At 65.0% G+C, this 19,205-nt stretch carries 16 protein-coding genes; 9 read left to right on the top strand and 7 right to left on the bottom strand.

Annotated elements, in window-relative coordinates; genetic code table 11:
- The first annotated feature begins 97 nt into the window (after nt 1-97).
- Nucleotides 98-988, top strand: coding sequence for an alpha/beta fold hydrolase (locus ACQR0W_RS16520; protein ID WP_316169538.1), 891 nt, complete (start codon nt 98-100; stop codon nt 986-988).
- A 21-nt stretch (nt 989-1,009) separates the two neighbouring features.
- On the opposite strand, the gene glpK is transcribed toward ACQR0W_RS16520, so the two are convergent.
- From glpK to ACQR0W_RS16485, 7 genes are all read right to left on the bottom strand, one after another.
- Nucleotides 1,010-2,512 (bottom strand): glycerol kinase GlpK, encoded by a 1,503-nt coding sequence (gene glpK, locus ACQR0W_RS16515; RefSeq protein ID WP_316169539.1) that lies wholly within the window; start codon nt 2,510-2,512, stop codon nt 1,010-1,012.
- A 278-nt stretch (nt 2,513-2,790) separates the two neighbouring features.
- Nucleotides 2,791-3,564: an SDR family NAD(P)-dependent oxidoreductase gene (locus ACQR0W_RS16510; protein ID WP_316186655.1), complete on the bottom strand. Its 774-nt coding sequence runs from the start codon at nt 3,562-3,564 to the stop codon at nt 2,791-2,793.
- A gap of 275 nt (nt 3,565-3,839) precedes the next feature.
- A complete protein-coding gene (pimD, locus tag ACQR0W_RS16505; RefSeq protein WP_315713781.1) occupies nt 3,840-4,982 on the bottom strand; it encodes a pimeloyl-CoA dehydrogenase small subunit in 1,143 nt (380 codons plus the stop codon).
- A 161-nt stretch (nt 4,983-5,143) separates the two neighbouring features.
- On the bottom strand, nt 5,144-6,334 hold the full coding sequence (gene pimC / locus ACQR0W_RS16500) for a pimeloyl-CoA dehydrogenase large subunit (protein ID WP_316186654.1): 1,191 nt from the start codon (nt 6,332-6,334) through the stop codon (nt 5,144-5,146).
- Nucleotides 6,335-6,477: 143 nt separating this feature from the next.
- Complete coding sequence (locus tag ACQR0W_RS16495) at nt 6,478-7,665, bottom strand: acetyl-CoA C-acyltransferase (RefSeq protein WP_315825956.1); 1,188 nt, start codon at nt 7,663-7,665, stop codon at nt 6,478-6,480.
- 19 nt (nt 7,666-7,684) lie between these two features.
- The gene (gene pimA, locus ACQR0W_RS16490) at nt 7,685-9,349 is read right to left on the bottom strand and encodes a dicarboxylate--CoA ligase PimA (protein WP_316186653.1); all 1,665 of its coding nucleotides are present in this window, start codon (nt 9,347-9,349) and stop codon (nt 7,685-7,687) included.
- Nucleotides 9,350-9,527: 178 nt separating this feature from the next.
- Nucleotides 9,528-11,621: a 3-hydroxyacyl-CoA dehydrogenase NAD-binding domain-containing protein gene (locus tag ACQR0W_RS16485; RefSeq protein WP_316186652.1), complete on the bottom strand. Its 2,094-nt coding sequence runs from the start codon at nt 11,619-11,621 to the stop codon at nt 9,528-9,530.
- 212 nt (nt 11,622-11,833) lie between these two features.
- Here ACQR0W_RS16485 and ACQR0W_RS16480 point away from each other — a divergent pair, with 212 nt between their 5' ends.
- From ACQR0W_RS16480 to ACQR0W_RS16445, 8 genes are all read left to right on the top strand, one after another.
- Nucleotides 11,834-12,718: an IclR family transcriptional regulator gene (locus tag ACQR0W_RS16480; RefSeq protein ID WP_315713776.1), complete on the top strand. Its 885-nt coding sequence runs from the start codon at nt 11,834-11,836 to the stop codon at nt 12,716-12,718.
- 66 nt (nt 12,719-12,784) lie between these two features.
- The gene (locus ACQR0W_RS16475) at nt 12,785-13,582 is read left to right on the top strand and encodes an ABC transporter ATP-binding protein (RefSeq protein ID WP_315713775.1); all 798 of its coding nucleotides are present in this window, start codon (nt 12,785-12,787) and stop codon (nt 13,580-13,582) included.
- Nucleotides 13,579-14,292 carry an ABC transporter ATP-binding protein gene (locus ACQR0W_RS16470; RefSeq protein ID WP_315713774.1) on the top strand — a complete coding sequence of 238 codons (714 nt, stop codon included), beginning with the start codon at nt 13,579-13,581 and terminating at the stop codon, nt 14,290-14,292. The genes ACQR0W_RS16475 and ACQR0W_RS16470 overlap by 4 nt, the downstream gene beginning before the upstream one ends.
- A gap of 13 nt (nt 14,293-14,305) precedes the next feature.
- Complete coding sequence (locus ACQR0W_RS16465; protein ID WP_315713773.1) at nt 14,306-15,184, top strand: branched-chain amino acid ABC transporter permease; 879 nt, start codon at nt 14,306-14,308, stop codon at nt 15,182-15,184.
- A 2-nt stretch (nt 15,185-15,186) separates the two neighbouring features.
- A complete protein-coding gene (locus tag ACQR0W_RS16460; RefSeq protein WP_315713772.1) occupies nt 15,187-16,203 on the top strand; it encodes a branched-chain amino acid ABC transporter permease in 1,017 nt (338 codons plus the stop codon).
- A gap of 10 nt (nt 16,204-16,213) precedes the next feature.
- Nucleotides 16,214-17,437 (top strand): ABC transporter substrate-binding protein, encoded by a 1,224-nt coding sequence (locus tag ACQR0W_RS16455; RefSeq protein ID WP_315713771.1) that lies wholly within the window; start codon nt 16,214-16,216, stop codon nt 17,435-17,437.
- A 2-nt stretch (nt 17,438-17,439) separates the two neighbouring features.
- Nucleotides 17,440-17,568: a hypothetical protein gene (locus tag ACQR0W_RS16450; RefSeq protein WP_315713770.1), complete on the top strand. Its 129-nt coding sequence runs from the start codon at nt 17,440-17,442 to the stop codon at nt 17,566-17,568.
- A 215-nt stretch (nt 17,569-17,783) separates the two neighbouring features.
- Nucleotides 17,784-19,007, top strand: coding sequence for an ABC transporter substrate-binding protein (locus ACQR0W_RS16445; protein WP_316169545.1), 1,224 nt, complete (start codon nt 17,784-17,786; stop codon nt 19,005-19,007).
- The last annotated feature ends 198 nt before the right edge of the window (nt 19,008-19,205 follow it).

Raw genomic sequence — 19,205 nt, 5'->3', positions numbered from 1 at the left:
ATTGAAGGGTGATCGGCAACCAGCTTACCCCAGACGTAATTGGAACCGCACAGCGGTCCCGGCATGGTCGGCGCATTCAACATCAGGAGCCATGCCCATGCAACGACGAGACGTGCTGCTGACCGCGGCAGCAGCCAGCTTCGCGGCGACGGGACCGAGCCTCGCCGCCGCACCGACCGCGGCGCGCCCCCGTATCCGCTGCAGCGACGGCGTGACGCTCTATCACGAGGAGTGGGGCAGCGGCCGGCCGGTGCTGTTCGTACATGCCTGGGCGCTGACCAGCGCGATGTGGACCTACCAGATCTCCGATCTCAGCCAGCGCGGGCTGCGCTGCATTGCCTTCGACCGCCGCGGCCATGGACGCTCCGACGTGCCGGGCAGCGGCTACGAGCTCGACCGCCTGGCCGACGACATCGCCGAGGTCATCGCGCAGCTCGACCTTGATGATGTCGCGCTGGTCGGCATGTCCATGGGCTGCAACGAGATCCTCAACTACGTCGCGCGGCACGGCACGGGACGCATCTCGCGCATCGCGATGCTCGGACCGACGACGCCGTTTCCGCTGCAGACCGCGGACAATGCGTTCGGCGCGCCCCACGGCTATTTCGAGCAGTGCTGGGCCGCGTGGCAGAGCGACTTTCCGAAATGGATCGAGGACAACAAGCTGCCGTTCTTCACGAAGGACGCCTCGCCGCAGATGATGGAATGGGTCGCGGCGATGATGCGCCAGATGCCCATTCCCGTCGCGGTCGCCACCAACCGCGCGCTGATCGCGACCGACCTGCGGCCGGTGCTTGCGAAGATCGACCGTCCCGTGCTGATCCTGCACGGCGACAAGGACGTCTCAGCGCCGCTCGACATGACGGCACGGCCGACCGCCAAGGGCATCAAGGGCGCCGAGCTGAAGGTCTATCCCGGCGGCCCGCATGGGCTATTCGTGACCCACATGAAGCAGGTCAATGCGGACCTTGCTGCGTTCCTGGCTTAGCTGCTGTGGGAGGCGAGCGCCCTACTCGCCCTCGCCGCTCGCCAGCACCCCCTTCACGGCGCGAGCCCAGCCGGCGAGCTTGCGCTCTCGCGTCGCCGCGCTCATCGCCGGCCGGAAGCGGTGCTCGAGCCGCCAATTGTCGGCGAACTTTTCCGGCTCCGGATAGACGCCCGCGTGGAGGCCGGCGAGATAGGCGGCGCCGAGCGCGGTGGTCTCCTGGATCATGGGACGGTCGACTGGTGCGTCGAGCAGGTCGGCGAGACGCTGCATGGTCCAGTCCGAGGCGGTCATGCCACCGTCGACGCGCAGCACGATCGTGGCGGCGGACGCATCGGGCCAGTCGGCGCGCATCGCGGCCCACAGATCGTAGGTCTGGTAGCACACGCTCTCCAACGTGGCATGCGCGAGCTCGGCCGGGCCGGTATTGCGGGTCAGGCCGAACAGCGCGCCGCGCACGCGCGGATTCCAATACGGTGCGCCGAGGCCGACGAAGGCCGGCACCAGATAGACCGACTGCATCGAGTCGGACTTGTCGGCGAGCGGGCCGGTTTCGGCGGCATGCTTGATGATGCCGAGCCCGTCGCGCAGCCACTGCACGGCCGAGCCGGCGACGAAGATCGAGCCTTCGAGCGCGTAGGTCCTGACGCCGTTGAGCTGATAGGCGATCGTCGTCAGCAGCTTGTTGTTCGATTTCACCGGCGTGGCGCCGGTGTTGAGCAGCGCGAAGCAGCCGGTGCCGTAGGTCGACTTCATCATGCCCGGCGTGAAGCAGGCTTGGCCGATGGTGGCCGCCTGCTGGTCGCCGGCGATCCCCGCGACCTTGATCGGGCCGCCGAACAGATCGGGCGTGGTGGTGCCGAAATCGGCGGAGGAATCCTTCACCTCGGGCAACATCGAGCGCGGCACGCGCAAGAGCTTCAGCAGCGTCTCGTCCCACGCACCGGTGTGGATGTTGAACAGCAGCGTGCGCGAAGCGTTGGTGGCATCGGTGGCATGCACCTTGCCGCCGGTCAGCCGCCACAGCAGGTAGCAATCGACGGTGCCGAACATCAGTTCGCCGCGTTCGGCGCGCTCGCGCGCGCCAGGGACGTGGTCGAGGATCCAGGCGACCTTGGTGCCGGAGAAATAGGGATCGATGATCAGGCCGGTTTTGGCGCTGACATCCGGCTCGTGGCCATCGGCCTTGAGCTTGGCGCAGATGTCGGCGGTGCGGCGGTCCTGCCAGACGATGGCGCGGTGGACGGCCTGGCCGGTGGCGCGGTCCCATACCACGGTGGTCTCGCGCTGGTTGGTGATGCCGATCGCCGCGATGTCCTTGGCCGTCAGTCCCGCCTTCTCAAGCGCATCGCGGCAGGTCATCACCGTCGAGGTCCAGATGTCCTCGGGCTCGTGCTCGACCCAGCCGGAGGCCGGGAAATGCTGCGGGAATTCCTGCTGCGCGACCGCGGCGATCGAGATGTCGGAGCGGAACACCATCGCGCGCGAGGACGTGGTGCCCTGATCGATGGCCAGCACGAAGGACATGGGTTTTCTTCCCGGTAGGTTGACGACGTTGGGCCGACAAGCAAGCGGATCGGGCGGGCGAGGTCAAGGTGGAGCGGCACGTGTCTATCCACCCTCCCCTGGAGGGGGAGGGTCGCCCGCGCAGCGGGCGAGCGGGGTGCGGTGAGCCACGGGCGATGGCGATTGTGGAGAGATCACCCCACCCCGCCTCACGTTTCGCTTCGCTCGTCGTGAGGCGACCCTCCCCCTCCAGGGGAGGGTGAACACCCGCGATCAGCTCCGCCGCTCGGATACGAAGGCTACACCGCGGCCGTTGTCACGCCGCCGTCGACGACGATGGTCTGGCCGGTCATGAAGGTCGACGCATCCGAGGCGAGGTAGGCGACCGCGCCGGCGATCTCGTGCGGCTCGCCGATGCGACGCAGCGGGGTGGTGGCACAGCGCTGCTTCAGGCGGGCTTCGTCCTCCCACAGCGCGCGGGCGAAATCGGTCTTGATCAGGCCGGGCGCGACGCAATTGATGCGCACGCCGTGCGGCCCCCATTCGCCGGCAAGGCTGCGGCACAACGCGAAGTCGGCGGCCTTGGAGATGCCGTAGGCGCCGATCACGGTCGAGCCGCGCAGGCCGCCGATCGAGGAGACAATGATCACCGAGCCCTTGCCCCGCGCGGCCATCGGCGGGATCGCCTTGGCGCAGAGCCAGAGATTGCTCTTCACGTTGGAGGCCATGATCTTGTCGAACGCCTCGTCGGTGATGTCGAGCAGCGGACCGTAATACGGGTTGACCGCAGCATTGCAGACGAGGATGTCGACCTGGCCGTATTGGTTGACGGCACCGTCGATCAGCGCGTCGACCTCGGCCCGCCGGGAGATGTTGCAGGGGATGACGTGGGCCTCGCCACCATTGGCGCGGATGGCGCTCGCGACCTCCTCGCATGCGTCCGGCTTGCGGCTGGAGATCACCACCTTGGCGCCGAGTTGCGCGAGCAGCTCCGCCGACGCCCGGCCGATTCCGCGGCTCGAGCCTGTGATGACGGCGACCTGGCCGGAGAGGTCGAAGGGATTGGGGGTCATGTCTGCTTCCTCCGCGTCATTGCGAGGAGCGAAGCGACGACGCAATCCAGATCAAGCATACCGCCCTGGATTGCTTCGCTTCGCTCGCAATGACGGCTCGATTGATCAAATCACTCCCGAGCCGGTCGACACCGGCAGCGTAGCCCTCTCAAATCCGTCATGCGCGGGCTTGACCCGCCTGCGGGGCCGAAGCCCCTTCGGCGCGGCGAAGGCCCGCGCATCCATCTTCAGAAAGCGATGGGTTGCCGGGTCAAGCCCGGCAACGACAAAGCTTTCTAGATCAACCCGCCCGCCTCGCTGACGCGGCGCATGTGGTAGTCGGTGTCGCCGAAGGTGCTCTCGATCATCGTCAGACGCTTGAAGTAGTGGCCGATCTTGGCCTCCATGGTCATGCCGATGCCGCCATGGAGCTGGATCGCCTGCTGGCCGACGAACTTAGCCGACTTGCCGATCTGCACCTTGGCCGCGGCGATCGAGGTGGCGCGCTCCTTGGCGTCGTCGAACTCGGCGGCCATGGTCGCGAACATCGACATCGAGCGGGCCTGCTCCAGCGCGACGAACATGTCGGACGCCCGGTGCTGCAGCGACTGGAACGAGCCGATCGCGACGCCGAACTGCTTGCGCGTCTTGATGTACTCGACCGTGGTCTTCAGCGACTCGTCCATCAGGCCGACGGCCTCCGCGCACAGCGCGATGCGGGCCTCGTCGACAACGCGCTCGATCAGCGGCAGGGCATTGACCGGATCGCCGATCGCGGCGTCGGCGCCGACTTCCACACCGGTGAAGGTGATGTCGGCGGCATGCAGACCGTCCTGGGTCGGATAGCCCTTGCGGGTGACACCCTTGGCGTCGGCCGGCACGATGAACACGCCGATGCCCGACTTGTCGCGCTGGCCGCCCGAGGTGCGCGCGGTCACGATCAAGGTGTCGGCGTTCTCGCCGTTGAGCACGACGAACTTTTCGCCGTCGATGACCCAGCCATCGCCCTTCTTCTTCGCAGACGTCGCAACGTCGAACAGGTCATAGCGCGACTGCTTCTCGAGCTGGGCAAACGCAAACGTCCTGCTGCCGTCGATGATCCCAGGCAGATGCGCGGCCTTCTGCGCCGCCGAGCCGCCATGACGGAGGAAACCGCCGGCCAGCACCACGGTTGCGAGATACGGCTCGAGCACCAGCGCGCGACCCATCGCCTCCATCACGATCATGGTCTCGACGCCGCCGGCGCCGAAGCCGCCGTCGTCTTCCGAGAACGGCAGACCGAGCAGGCCCTGCTCGGCGAGCTTGGACCACATCGCGCGGCTCCAGCCGCCCTTCTCCTTCATGTACAGCTTGCGCTTGTCGAAATCGTAGGCATCCGCCAGCAGGCCGTCGATGCTGTCCTTGAGGAGACGCTGCTCCTCGGTGAGATCAAAATCCATGCTCTCTATCCTCGTACCCGGAATTCATCATCGGCGTCATTCCGGGACGCGCCGCAAGGCGCGGGCCCGGAATCCATACTCACGATGGTGGTTATGGATTCTCCGACGCGCAACTGCGCGTCGTAGCTCGCCGCTTCGCGGCGCCCCGGAATGACAGCAACTCAGAGCCCCAGCACCGCCTTGGCGATGATGTTGCGCTGGATCTCGTTGGAGCCGCCGTAGATCGAGACCTTGCGGTTGTTGAAGTAGCTCGGCGCGATCTGGGCGGTCCAATCCATGGTTTCGTTGCTGTCGTCGTCGCCATGGACGTCGTAGGGCGCGGCAAACGGGCCGATCACCTCCATCAGCAGCTCGGTCGTGGTCTGCTGGATCTCGGAGCCCTTGATCTTCAGCACCGAGGACGCCGGATTGGGCTTGCCCTTGCCGTGCTTGCCCTCGTCGGCGACGACGCGCAGTTGCGTCAGCTCAAGCGCCTTCAGCTCGACCTCGCAGGCGGTGAGCTTCTCGCGGAACGACGGGTCTTCCAGCACCGGGCGGCCGCCGGATTCGATCTTGCCGGCGAGCTCCTTGATGCGGCGGATACGCTCCTTGGAGACGCCGACACGGGCGATCCCGGTGCGCTCATTGCCAAGCAGGAACTTGGCGTAGTCCCAGCCCTTGTTCTCCTCGCCGATCAGGTTCTCGATGGGCACCTCGACGTCGTCGAAGAACACCTCGTTGACCTCGTGGCCGCCGTCGATGGTCTGGATCGGACGCACCGTGACGCCCTTCGACTTCATGCTGAAGACGATGAAGGAGATGCCCATCTGCTTCTTCGCGGACGGATCGGTGCGGCACAAGCAGAAGATCATGTCGGCGTGCTGCGCGAGCGTGGTCCAGGTCTTCTGGCCGTTGATGATCCACTTGTCGCCGCGGCGCTCGGCCTTGGTCTTCAGCGATGCGAGGTCGGAGCCCGAGCCCGGCTCGGAGAAGCCCTGGCACCACCAGTCGTCGACATTGGCGATGCGCGGCAGATACTTCTTCTTCTGCTCCTCGTTGCCGAAAGTGTAGATGACGGGGCCGACCATGCTGACGCCGAAGGCGAGCGGCTGCGGCGCCGGATAGGCCTGCAACTCCTCGTTGAAGATGTAGTGCTGCACCGAGGTCCAGCCGGTGCCGCCATATTCCTCCGGCCAGTGCGAGACACCCCAGCCCTTCTTGTTGAGGATGCGCCACCAGGTCACCATCTCGTCCTTCGACAGATGGCGGCCTTCGATCATCTTCCGTCGCGTCTCCGCGGGCACGTTGTCCCTGAAGAACGCCCGGACTTCCTCGCGGAACGCCTGCTCTTCCTTCGTGAATGCAAGATCCATCGGATCCTCCCGTGTGTATATATTCGTCGACAAATCGAGCTGTCATTCCGGGGCGCCTCGAAGAGGCGAACCCGGAATCCATAACCACCATCGTGAGTATGGATTCCGGGCTCGCGCTCCGCGCGCCCCGGAATGACGAAGACCTATTGCAGCACCTCGAACAGGCCGGCGGCGCCCATGCCGCCGCCGACGCACATCGTCACCACCGCGTACTTGGCCTTGCGGCGGCGGCCTTCGATCAGCGCGTGGCCCGTGAGCCGCGCGCCCGACATGCCGTAGGGATGGCCGACCGCGATGGCGCCGCCATTGACGTTGATCTTGTCGGGGTCGATGCCGAGCTTGTCGCGGCAGTACAGCACCTGCACGGCGAACGCCTCGTTGAGCTCCCACAGGCCGATGTCGTCGACGGTCAGCCCGTGGCGCTTGAGCAGGCGCGGCACCGCGAACACCGGGCCGATGCCCATCTCGTCGGGCTCGCAGCCATGCGCGACGAAGCCGCGGAAGATGCCGAGCGGCTGCAGGCCGCGCTTCGCCGCGGTGGCGTCGCTCATGATCACGCAGGCAGAGGCGCCGTCGGAGAGCTGGCTGGCATTGCCGGCGGTGATCGAGAAGCCGTCGCCGCGCACGGCCTTGAGGCCGGCGAGGCCTTCGGCCGTCGTCTCGGGACGCGGACCTTCGTCCTGCGACAGGGTGACGTCCTTGAACGAGACGTTGCCGGTGGCCTTGTCGGTGACCGCCATCTTGGTCGAGATCGGCGCCAGCTCATCGTTGAACTTGCCGCCCTGCTGCGCGGCAGCGGTGCGGCGCTGGCTCTCCAGCGCATATTCATCCTGGCGCTCGCGGGAGATGCCGTAGCGCTTGGCGACGATCTCGGCGGTGTCGATCATCGGCATGTAGACGTCGCCCTTGATCTCGAGCAGCGCCGGATCGGTGGCCTGGAACGTGTTCATCTTGTCGTTCTGGACCAGCGAGATCGATTCACCGCCACCGCCGACCGCGATCTCGACGCCGTCGAAGATCACCGAGCGCGCCGCGAGCGCAATCGCCTGCAGGCCGGAGGCGCACTGGCGGTCGATGGTGGTGCCGCCGACCGACACCGGCAGGCCGGCACGCAGCAGCGCCTTGCGCGCGATGTTGCCGCCGGTCGAGCCCTGCTGCAGGGCTGCGCCCATCACGACATCCTCGACCTCGGCCGGATCGACCTTGGCGCGCTTGACGGCCTCGCCGATGGCGTGGCCGAGCAGCGTCGCGCCGCCGGTGGCGTTGAGCGCGCCGCGATAGGCCTTGCCGATCGGCGTGCGGGCGGTGGAAACGATGACGGCATCGGTCATGGGCGACCTCCTGTTGTTGTTACGGATGTTTGCTGTGAGACGTGGGTGATTGCTGCTGGCGCAGTTCGTGACGCGACAGCTTGCCGACCGGCGTGCGCGGCAGTTCGTCGACGAACTCGACCGCCGCCGGCAGCTCGTGCTTGCCGAGCTTGCCGGTGAGGAAGGCGCGGAGATCCTCGACCGGGAACGGCGCGAAGCCGTCGCGCAGCTTGATGAAGGCCTTGGCCGCCTCGCCGCGATAGGCGTCGGGAATGCCGATCACGATAACCTCCTGCACCGCCGGATGGGTGTAGATCGCCTGCTCGATCATCTGCGGATAGACGTTGAAGCCGCCGGAGATGATCATGTCCTTCTTGCGATCGACCAGGAAGTAGAAACCGTCGGCGTCGACATAGCCGATGTCGCCGGTCAGGAAATGATCGCCGACGAACGACTGCGCCGTTTCGTCCGGCCGGTTCCAATAGCCCTTGGTGACGTTCGGCCCCTTGATCCGGATCTCGCCGACCTCGTTCACGCCGAGCACCTTTGCGGGATCCTCGAGCGACACGACGTCCATCTCGATGCCGGGCAGCGTGATCCCGATCGAGCCGGGCTTGTCCGGGCCACCCTTGGGATGGGCGGTGCCGGGCGAGCAGGTCTCGGTCATGCCCCAGCCGCTCTTCAGCTTCATGCCGACGCGGCGCTCCAGGATGCGCGCGACCTCGACTGGCAGCGGCGCGCCACCGGAGCCAACGCTGGTCAGCGACGACAGATCGCGCGTGTCGAGATCGGGCAGGTTGGCGATCGCGATCCACATCGTCGGCACGCCGGGAAAATAGGTCGCGCGCTTGACCTCGATGTCGCGCATCACGGCTTCCAAGTCGAAGCGCTGGTGCAGCGAGATCAGGCTGCCGAGACGCAGCGAGGTCAGCAGCACCACCGTCAGTGCATAGATGTGGAACAGCGGCAGCACGCAGATGACTCGGTCGGAGCCGTTGCCGTTCGCGCGCGTCGCGCGGCCCCAGATTTCGGCGATCGACACTGCCGAGGTGAGATTGCCATGGGTCAGCATCGCGCCCTTGGGCAGGCCGGTGGTGCCGCCGGTATATTGCAGCAGGGCGATGTCGTCGGGCGAGATGGCCGGCCACGCTGCCGGCGCCACGGCGCCCTCGACGAAGGCACGATGGGTGGTCACGGCGGAGCTATCCGGCAACGGCGTCTGTGACGTACCGACCTTGCCCCAATGATCATCCTCGCAGACGATCAGGCGGTCGAGCAGGCCCTTCTCGAGGAACTTCAGCGCCGTCGGCAGCAGCGCCGACAGGTTCGAGGTGACGAGAATGCGTGCGCCGGAATCGCTGAGCTTGTGCGACAGCGCGATCTCGCCATCGAGCGGCGACAGGTGCACGACGCGGGCGCCGGCCTTGAGCGCGCCGAAGAAGTTGATCGGATGATCCGGCGTATTGCCGAGGAACAGCGCGATCGACGCGCCCTTGCCAAAACCGGCTCGCAGGAACGCGGCGGCAGCCTGGTCGACGAGCGCCGCGAGTTGCTTGAAGGTGACGGGGCGGTCGCGGAATTCCAGCGCGTCGCGATCGCCGAAGTCACTGACCGCCCTTGCCAGCAGATCTGGCAAGGTGCCACGCGCGATCGGCGCGTCCCAGCGGACGCCTTCGGGATAGAACTGTTCGCCAGGATGGGTCATGCGGACTCTGTGTTTCTTGCCGTAAGGCGGCCCCGCTCTTCCCGTTCCCTCCCCCCTTGTGGGGGAGGGCCAGGGAGGGGGGTGGCTCCGGGCGAGACTGCCGTTGTGGACCCCCACCCCCAACCCCTCCCCGCAAGGGGGAGGGGGGCGCAGCTGTGCACGGAGCTAGGGCAAAGCCTCAAGCGGCCTTCCCCTGCGCCAACGAGGCGAACGTCTTGCCTTCCTCCGCGAGCTGCTTCAGCAGCGGCGCCGGCTCGAGCGAGGGATCATTGGTCTCCTTGGCATAGAACGCCAGCCGCTCGGCGATGTGCTTCAGGCCGACGCTGTCGGCCCAGTACATCGGGCCGCCGCGATAGATCGGCCAGCCATAGCCGTACAGCCAGACCACATCGATGTCGGACGGACGCGCGGCAATGCCTTCGGCGAGGATCTTCGCGCCCTCGTTGATCATCGGATACATCATGCGCTCGAGGATCTCCTCGTCGCTGACCGCGCGCCGCTTGAGGCCGAGCTTGGCGAGCGTCTCGCCGATCAGCTTCTCGACATCGGGATCCGGCAGCGGCGCGCGCGAGCCCGCCTCATATTTGTAATAGCCCTTGCCGGTCTTCTGGCCGAAGCGGCCGGCCTCGCACAGCGCATCCGCGATCTCGCTCTTGATGCCGCGGTCCTTGCGCGAGCGCCAGCCGATGTCGAGACCGGCGAGATCGCCCATCGCGAACGGGCCCATCGGCATGCCGAACTTGGTGACGACCGCATCGACCTGCTGCGGCAGCGCGCCTTCGAACAACAGCTTCTCGGCCTGCTTGCCGCGCTGCGCCAGCATGCGATTGCCGACGAAGCCGTCGCAGACGCCGACCACGGCCGGCACCTTTGCGATCTTGCGCGCGATCGACACCGCGGTGACGAGCGCATCCGGCGCCGTCTTCTCCGCACGCACGATTTCGCACAGCTTCATGACGTTAGCCGGCGAGAAGAAATGCATGCCGAGCACGTCCTGCGGCCGGCTGGTCTCTGCGGCGATGGCGTCGATGTTCAGATAGGACGTGTTCGAGGCCAGCACCGCGCCCGGCTTTGCATATTGATCGAGCTTGCCGAACACTTCCTTCTTCACCGCCATGGTCTCGAACACCGCCTCGATGACGAGGTCGGCGTCCTTGACGTTCTCGAGACCGACCTTGCCGTCGATCAACGCCATGCGCTTGGCCGGTGCATCCGCCGGGATGCCGCCGCGCGCGGCGGTCGCCTCCCAGTTCTTCTGCATGACGCCCATGCCGCGCTTCAGCTGCTCCTCGGCGGTCTCGATCAGCGTGACCGGAATGCCAGCATTGGCGAACGACATCGCAATGCCGCCGCCCATGGTGCCGGCGCCGATGATCGCGACGCGCTCGACCTTGCGGCCCTTGGTGCCCTCGGGCACGCCGGCGATCTTGGCGGCCTCGCGCTCGGCGAAGAACGCATAGCGCTGCGCCTTGGACTGATCGCTGGTAAGCAGCTTGAGGAAACCTTCGCGCTCCTTCTTCAGGCCCTCGTCGAACGGCAGGTCGATCGCGTAGCCCACCGCGTCGGCCGCCGCGAACGGCGCCTCGAGCCCACGCGACTTCTTGGTGATCGCCGCCACCGCACTGGTGAAGATCGTGCGATCGGCCTTGGCGGCCGCCAGCTTGGAATCGTCATCGCGCAATTTGCGCAGCGGACGGTTCTCCGCCACCACCTTGCGCGCGAAGGCTTCGCCGCCCGATGCCGGCCCCTCGACGATCTCCTCGATCAGGCCCGCCTTCAGCGCTTCCGCTGCGCCGATCGGATCACCGCCGACGATCATCTTGACTGCGAGCTCGGGGCCTACGGCGCGCGGCAGGCGCTGGGTGCCGCCCGCGCCCGGCAGCAGGCCGAGCTTCACCTCGGGCAGTCCGAGCTTCGCCTCCTTGGTGGCGACACGATAATGACAGGCGAGCGCCACTTCGAGACCACCGCCCAGGGCCGTTCCATGAATCGCCGCAATGACCGGCTTGGGGCTGTTCTCGATCGTGCTCAGCACGTCGTTGAGCGCCGGCGGCTTCGGCGGCTTGCCGAACTCGGTGATGTCGGCCCCGGCGATGAAGGTACGGCCGCCGCAGGTCAGCACGATCGCCTTGATCGCGGGATCGGCGATCGCCGCCTTGACGTTGTCCAGGATGCCTCCGCGAACTGCGGCACTCAGCGCATTGACGGGCGGGCTGTCGATGGTGACGATGCCGATGATGTCATGACGGTCAAGCTTTGCCACTTCGCTCACGCGTAAGCTCCTTGGATGTCGTTTCTTTGCGGCCGGTTAACGCACCGGCCAATTCTTGGCTCTTCATTTGCGCAGAGTATCAGCCTTGCTTGCGTCTACCCGCTGCCGAACATCAATTCCGCAGTGCGAAATCTAATTCCACATCTTGACATCCAGGGTTATTTTGAAGCACGAGCGTTGTCAACGAGGCTCATCAATCAACAGCCGATGACATGAAACGCCCAGGGAAGAAACCCGCGACCGATCGGAGCTTCGTCGTCGCGCTGGCGCGCGGCCTCGACGTGCTGCGGGCGTTCCGGCCGAATGACGGCCTGCTGGGCAATCAGGAAATCGCCGCGCGCACCAACCTGCCGAAGGCGACGGTCTCGCGCCTCACTTACACGCTCACCAAGCTCGGCTATCTCACCCCGGTGCCGCGCTTCGAGAAATACCAGCTGGCCCCAGCGGCGCTGGCGCTGGGCTACGCCGCGCTCGCCAATCTGGGCATCCGCCATCTTTCCGAGCCGTTCCGCGAGCAGCTGATGCGCGAGACCGGCGGCGCGGTCGCCATCGGCGGCCGCGACCGGCTGAGCATGATCTATTTCGGCCAGAGCCGTCACGGCGTCATCAACGTTCAACTCGACGTCGGCTCGCGCATTCCGATTGCAACGACCGCGATGGGCCGCGCCTACATCTGGGCGCTGCCGGACGAGGACCGCGCCGCGCTGATGCGGGAGATGCGCGAGCATTACGGCAGCCGTTGGCCGAAGATCCGCGACGGCATCGAGCGCGCCGGCGAGACCGTCGCGAAATATGGCTTCACGATCTCCGCCGGCGAATGGCAGGACGACGTTCATGCGGTCGGCGTCGCGTTGCGGCTGAACGACGGAACCGGTCCCTACGCCGTGAATTGCGGAGCACCGGCATTCCGCTTCACGGAAGAGCGCTTGCGCACCGACATTGGACCTCGTCTCGTCGCGATGGTAAGGAACATCGAAGCGGCGCTCGGCGGCCTCGCGCCGTCAACTAATCAAACAAGCAGCCCATCAAACAAAGAACTCAATAAAAAGCCGAAGCCAGGAGGAAAAGTTGCCCGTGTTGCCGAGGGTATCAGATAGCCTGCATCATCGCGGTCGGCTGGCGCCGCGTCCTGACCTGAACGATTTGGGGAGGGGCGAGACGAGATGACGCAGGCACAACTCGCCCAGACCAACGATCCGCTGCTCGTCGTCCGCGACGTCAGCGTCGTGTTCGGCGGCATCGTGGCGCTGAACGGCGTCTCGTTCGAGATGCGCGAGGGTCAGATCCTCGGCCTCATCGGCCCGAACGGCGCCGGCAAGACCACCCTGTTCAACTGCCTCAGCCGGCTCTACCAGCCGAGTTCCGGCGACATCCTGATGGAAGGCCACAGCATCCTGAAGCGGCCGCCGCACCGCATTGCCGAGATCGGCATCGGCCGCACCTTCCAGAATGTCGCGCTGTTTCCCAATCTCTCCGTGCTCGACAACGTCCGCGTCGGCACCCATGCGCGCACCTCCAGCGACATCATCTCGGATTCGCTGCGTCTGGCCTGGGTCCGGCGCAGCGAGAATTCCGTCAACACCAAGGTTCACGAAATTCTCGCCTATCTCGACCTCGAGGAGGTCGCGCACAAGACCGTGTCCGGGCTGCCGTTCGGCACCCAGAAGCGCGTCGAGCTGGCGCGCGCGCTCGCCGCCGATCCCAAGATCCTGCTGCTCGACGAGCCCGCCGGCGGGCTCAATCATGAGGAAGTCCATGTGCTGGGCGATCTGATCCGGCGCATTCGCGACGACCGCAAGGTGACCGTGCTGCTGGTCGAGCATCACATGGGACTGGTGATGTCGATCGCCGACCACGTCGTGGCGCTGAATTTCGGCCGCAAGCTCGCCGAGGGCACGCCCGCCCAGGTGCAGGCCGATCCCGACGTCATCAAGGCCTATCTCGGGAGCAAGGATCAATGACGCCGCTGCTCAACGTCAAGGACCTGCGCGCCTATTACGGCCAGGTCCAGGCCCTGCACGGCCTCTCCTTCTCCCTCAACGAGGGTTCGCTGACGACCCTGCTCGGCGCCAATGGCGCCGGCAAGACCACCACCCTGCGCGCCATCTGCAACATGGTGCGCTCGACCGGTGCGATCGAGTTCGAGGGGAAGCCGCTCAACAACAAATCGACCGAGAGCATCGTGCGCTTCGGCATCGCGCACGTGCCGCAGGGCCGCGGCACCTTCACCAACATGACGGTGGAAGAAAACCTGCAGCTCGGCGCCATCACGCGCAGCGACAAGGCGGGCATCGTCGCCGACATCGAGCGGATGTACTCCTACTTCCCCAAGCTGAAGGAACGCCACACCCAGCAGGCCGGCACCTTATCCGGCGGCGAGCAGCAGATGCTGGCGGTGGCCCGCGCGCTGATGCTGCGACCCAGGCTGATGCTGCTCGACGAGCCGTCGTTCGGCTTGGCACCGCTGGTGGTCCGCGACCTTTTCGGCATCCTCGGCAAGATCAACCGCGAGGAAAAGGTCTCGATCCTCGTGGTCGAGCAGAATGCGCAGCTCGCGCTCGAGCTCGCCGATCGGGCCTATGTGATCGAGACGGGCCGCATCGTCATGTCGGGCGCGGCCTCGGACATCGCGAAAGACGAGAACGTCCGCAAATCCTATTTGGGCTACTAACGGAGGCGGGACAATGGAGCTCTTCACCAACCAGGTCCTGGCCGGCATTGCGACGGGCGCGATCTACGCCTGCATGGCGCTCGCCGTCGTGATGATCTACCAGGCCATCGACCATCTCAACTTTGCGCAAGGCGAGATGGCGATGTTCTCGACATTCATCTCCTGGCAGCTGATGCAATGGGGCCTGCCCTACTGGGTCGCCTTCGTGGTGACGCTGGCCTTCTCCTTCGCCGGCGGCATCGTGATCGAGCGGGTGCTGTTCAAGCCACTGACCAAGGCGCCGATCCTGACCCAGGTCGCCGGCTTCATCGCGCTGTTCTCGATCATCAACTCCTGCGCCGGGCTGATCTGGGACTTCACCATCAAGCAGTACCCGACGCCGTTCGGCTCCTCGCCGTTCCTGGGCAGCCAGCTGATCTCGACCCATCAGGCCGGCATGATCGGCATCACCCTGCTGCTCCTGATCGGGCTGTACTTCTTCTTCCAGTACACCCGTGTCGGACTTGCGATGCGCGCGGCCGCAGCCTTGCCGGAATCGGCGCGGCTGGTCGGCATCAACACCTCCTGGATGATTGCGCTCGGCTGGGGCATGGCGGCCGCGATCGGCTCGATCGCCGGCATGCTGATCGCGCCGGTGGTGTTCCTCGAGCCCAACATGATGGGCGGCGTGCTGATCTACGGTTTCGCCGCGGCCGTGCTTGGGGGCCTCACCAGCCCCTTCGGTGCGGTGCTCGGCGGCTTCCTGGTCGGCATCTTCGAGAATCTCGCCGGCACCTACATTCCCCACGTGGGCAATGAGATGAAGCTGCCGATCGCACTGGCCCTCATCATCTCCGTCCTAGTCATCAAACCGGCCGGCCTGTTCGGCCGCAACATCGTGAAGCGAGTCTGATCATGAGCGCAGTCGAGGACATCGCATCCCAGGCGCCCGCGGTCGATGCCGTTCCGAAGCGGGCCATGACCTTGAGTTCCGGCACCACCTTCGTCGTCGTGCTTCTGCTTCTCGTGGTTCCGCTGTTCGTCAAGAACTTCATCATCTTCCAGATGACGATGCTCCTGATCTACGGACTCGCCGTGCTGGCGTTGAACATCCTGACCGGCGGCTCCGGACAGTTCTCTCTCGGGCAGAGCGCGTTCTATGCGGTCGGCGCCTATACGTCGGCGATCCTGATGGAGCAGTACAATGTCAACTACGCGCTGACCCTGCCGGTCGCCGGCGTCATCTGCTTCGGCTTCGGCTTCCTGTTCGGCCAACCGGCGCTGCGGCTCTCGGGCGTGTATCTCGCGCTCGCCACCTTCGCGCTCGCCACCGCGATGCCGCAGATCCTCAAGCTCGGCTTCTTCGAGGAATGGACCGGCGGCGTGCAGGGCCTCGTCGTCACCAAGCCGGACGCGCCGTTCGGCCTGCCGATGTCGCAGGACATGTGGCTGTACTACTTCACGCTGGCGATCACGATCGCGATCTACGTGTTCTCGGTGAACCTATTACGCTCGCGTTCGGGGCGGGCTTTCATGGCGATCCGCGACAACGAGATCGCAGCGTCCGCCATGGGCATCGACGTCGCGACCTACAAGACGCTGGCGTTCGGCGTCAGCGCCGGCATCACCGGCGTCGCCGGCGGCCTCGGCGCCATCGCCGTGCAGTTCGTGGCACCCGACAGCTACACGATCGTTCTCGCGATCTCGCTGTTCCTCGGCATGGTCGTCGGCGGCGTCGGCTGGCTGCCCGGATCGTTCGTCGGCGCGGCCTTCATCATCTTCGTTCCCAACATCGCCGAAGGCATTTCGAAGGGCCTGTCCGGCGCGGTGTTCGGCGTGCTGCTGTTCCTCGTCATCTTCCTCGTGCCGCACGGCTCGCGGCAGGTGGCGATGGTGGCGCAGCAGCTGCTCGGCAAACTCAGAAAGAACTAAGGAGGAACTCTTGCAGGTCGTTCAACAACTACGAATCGCCGCGATCGCGACGGCGGTCATCGCCCTCACCTCGGGCGCAGCACTCGCCCAGAAGAAATACGACGCCGGCGCGTCGGATACCGAGATCAAGATCGGCAACATCATGCCCTATAGCGGGCCGGCGTCCGCCTACGGCGTGATCGGAAAGACCGAGGAGGCGTATTTCAAGAAGATCAACGCCGAGGGCGGCATCAACGGCCGAAAGATCAACTTCGTCAGCTATGACGACGCCTATTCGCCGCCCAAGGCGGTCGAGCAGGTGCGCAAGCTGGTCGAAAGCGACGAGGTCCTGTTCGTCTTCAACCCGCTCGGCACGCCCTCGAACTCGGCGATCCAGAAATATCTCAACGGCAAGAAGATCCCGCAACTGTTCGTCGCCACCGGCGCAACCAAGTGGAACGACCCGAAGAACTTCCCCTGGACCATGGGCTGGCAGCCGAGCTACCAGAGCGAGGGCCGCATCTATGCGAAGTACCTGCTCAAGGACAAGCCCGGCGCCAAGGTCGGCGTGCTGTTCCAGAACGACGATTTCGGCAAGGATTATCTGAAGGGCCTCAAGGATGGCCTCGGCGACAAGGCCGCGTCCATGATCGTCATGGAAGAGAGCTACGAGACCTCCGAACCCTCGATCGACGGCCACATCGTCAAGCTGAAGGCCTCCGGCGCCGACGTCTTCTTCAGCGTCACGACGCCCAAGTTCGCGGCGCAGGCGATCAAGAAACTTGCCGAGATCGATTGGCATCCGACGCATCTGGTCGTCAACGTCTCGGCCTCGGTCGGCAGCGTGATCAAGCCGGCCGGCTTCGAGAACTCGCAAGGGATTCTTTCGGCCGCCTATGCCAAGGACGCTGCGGATCCGCAGTGGAACGATGATCCCGGCATGAAGAAGTTCTTCGACTTCCTCGCGCAGTATTATCCCGACGCCAACAAGCTCGACAGCTCGACCGTCTATGGCTACGGCGCCGCACAGACGCTCGTGAAGGTGCTGCAGATGTGCGGCGACGACCTCACCCGCGCCAATGTGATGAAGCAGGCCGCCAGCCTGAAGGACTTCGCGCCCGACACCTTGCTGCCGGGCGTCAAGATCAACACCTCGGCGACCGACTTCGCGCCCATCGAGCAATTGCAGATGATGCGGTTCAAAGGCGAGAAGTGGGAGCTGTTCGGCGAGGCGATCAGCGGCGCCATCGAGTAATCGTGCAATCGAGCATCGCCGCCGAGAGCGGTGCCGATCTCAACCTCGCCCTCCGCGCCATCCGCGCGGAGGGCTTTTTCGTAGGTCGCACCGACGATGCCATGAACGGTGGACAGACACCGTTTAGCTGATCTCAGGCTGTTCTCGCAGAGCAATCACCCGCCCAAATTGTGCGCACTTCTCGCAACTGCGCAGATGTTGCGCGGACGCGGACCGATAAAACACGGACCGTGCCGTGATGTCGCAACCACGCCGCGGCGGCTCTGCTATAGTCCCCCGACACACGAGAGCTTCCGTCAAGGAGGCCACGGCACGTCATCCAGAACCAACACGGGAGAAACGCACCATGATGATCACGCGACGGGCCGCCCTTGCCTCGGCTGCCGCCATCGTCCTCGCCTCGAGTTCCGCGATCGCCGCCAACAAGAAGTACGACACCGGCGCCTCCGACACCGAGATCAAGATCGGCAACATCATGCCCTATAGCGGGCCGGCCTCGGCCTACGGCATCATCGGAAAGACGGAAGCGGCCTACTTCAAGAAGATCAACGCCGAGGGAGGCATCAACGGCCGCAAGATCAACTTCATCTCTTATGACGACGCCTATTCGCCGCCAAAGACGGTCGAACAGGCACGCAAGCTGGTCGAGAGCGATGAGGTGCTGTTCATCTTCAATTCGCTGGGCACGCCGCCGAACTCGGCAATCCACAAATACATGAACTCGAAGAAGGTCCCGCAGCTGTTCGTCGCCACCGGCGCCACCAAGTGGAACGACCCGAAGGATTTCCCCTGGACCATGGGCTGGCAGCCCAACTACCAGAGCGAATCCCGAATCTACGCAAAATATCTGCTGAAGGAAAAGCCGGACGCCAAGATCGCGGTGCTGTATCAGAACGATGATTACGGCAAGGACTATCTGAAAGGGCTGAAGGACGGGCTTGGCGCCAAGGCCGCCTCAATGATCGTGATGGAGGAGAGCTACGAGACCGCCGAACCCTCGATCGACAATCACATTGTCAAACTCAAGTCCACCGGCGCCGACGTATTCGTGAACATCACCACGCCGAAATTTGCGGCGCAGGCAATCAAGAAGGTCAAGGAGATCGACTGGAAGACGCTGCATATCCTCAACAACGTCTCCGCCTCCGTCGGCAGCGTCCTGAAGCCGGCTGGCTATGAGAATTCGCAGGACATCATCTCGGCGGCCTATCTCAAGGACGTCTCCGATCCGCAATGGAAGGATGACGCCGGGATGAAACAGTTCCTCGACTTCATGGCAAAGGATTTCCCCGAGGGCGACAAACTCGATGGCGGCACCGTCGTCGGCTACAGCGTGGCCCAGACGCTGGTGCAGGTGCTGAAGCAATGCGGCGACGACCTCACTCGCGAGAACGTCATGAAGCAGGCCGCATCGCTGCGCAACTTCCGCACCGAGATGCTGCTGCCTGGCATCACGATCAACACCTCGGCGACCGACTTCGCACCCGTCAGCCAGCTGCAACTGATGCGCTTCAAGGGCGAGAAGTGGGAGCTGTTCGGCGACGTGATCTCCGCCGACGTCGGCGGCTAACGACGAGACGCAGTTGAAACCGCCGCCTGCGGCCTCGCGCCGCAGGCGGCGCTCTCTCCAAGCATCTTTGCTGTCTTTGCCAAGAATTTCTTAAGCTAGGAGTTGAAAGAGAGGCGGTCATGCAGCGGCGGCGGTTACGCCGAGCGCGCGGCTGCGCTATGGGGACTCGTCCGGAGTGAAACGAGTCGCCCGCCTTGC

The sequence above is a fragment of the Bradyrhizobium sp. HKCCYLRH1034 genome (assembly GCF_051168375.1).
Lineage (GTDB): Bacteria > Pseudomonadota > Alphaproteobacteria > Rhizobiales > Xanthobacteraceae > Bradyrhizobium.
The sequence above is the reverse complement of the archived record's forward strand: the minus strand, read 5'-3'. Positions and strand labels throughout refer to the sequence as shown.

Coding starts and splice junctions, on each gene's coding strand:
- ACQR0W_RS16520 (WP_316169538.1), top strand. CDS start 98: ATGCAACGACGAGACGTGCTGCTGACCGCGGCAGCAGCCAGCTTCGCG.
- glpK (WP_316169539.1), bottom strand. CDS start 2,512: ATGTCCTTCGTGCTGGCCATCGATCAGGGCACCACGTCCTCGCGCGCG.
- ACQR0W_RS16510 (WP_316186655.1), bottom strand. CDS start 3,564: ATGACCCCCAATCCCTTCGACCTCTCCGGCCAGGTCGCCGTCATCACA.
- pimD (WP_315713781.1), bottom strand. CDS start 4,982: ATGGATTTTGATCTCACCGAGGAGCAGCGTCTCCTCAAGGACAGCATC.
- pimC (WP_316186654.1), bottom strand. CDS start 6,334: ATGGATCTTGCATTCACGAAGGAAGAGCAGGCGTTCCGCGAGGAAGTC.
- ACQR0W_RS16495 (WP_315825956.1), bottom strand. CDS start 7,665: ATGACCGATGCCGTCATCGTTTCCACCGCCCGCACGCCGATCGGCAAG.
- pimA (WP_316186653.1), bottom strand. CDS start 9,349: ATGACCCATCCTGGCGAACAGTTCTATCCCGAAGGCGTCCGCTGGGAC.
- ACQR0W_RS16480 (WP_315713776.1), top strand. CDS start 11,834: ATGAAACGCCCAGGGAAGAAACCCGCGACCGATCGGAGCTTCGTCGTC.
- ACQR0W_RS16475 (WP_315713775.1), top strand. CDS start 12,785: ATGACGCAGGCACAACTCGCCCAGACCAACGATCCGCTGCTCGTCGTC.
- ACQR0W_RS16470 (WP_315713774.1), top strand. CDS start 13,579: ATGACGCCGCTGCTCAACGTCAAGGACCTGCGCGCCTATTACGGCCAG.
- ACQR0W_RS16465 (WP_315713773.1), top strand. CDS start 14,306: ATGGAGCTCTTCACCAACCAGGTCCTGGCCGGCATTGCGACGGGCGCG.
- ACQR0W_RS16460 (WP_315713772.1), top strand. CDS start 15,187: ATGAGCGCAGTCGAGGACATCGCATCCCAGGCGCCCGCGGTCGATGCC.
- ACQR0W_RS16445 (WP_316169545.1), top strand. CDS start 17,784: ATGATGATCACGCGACGGGCCGCCCTTGCCTCGGCTGCCGCCATCGTC.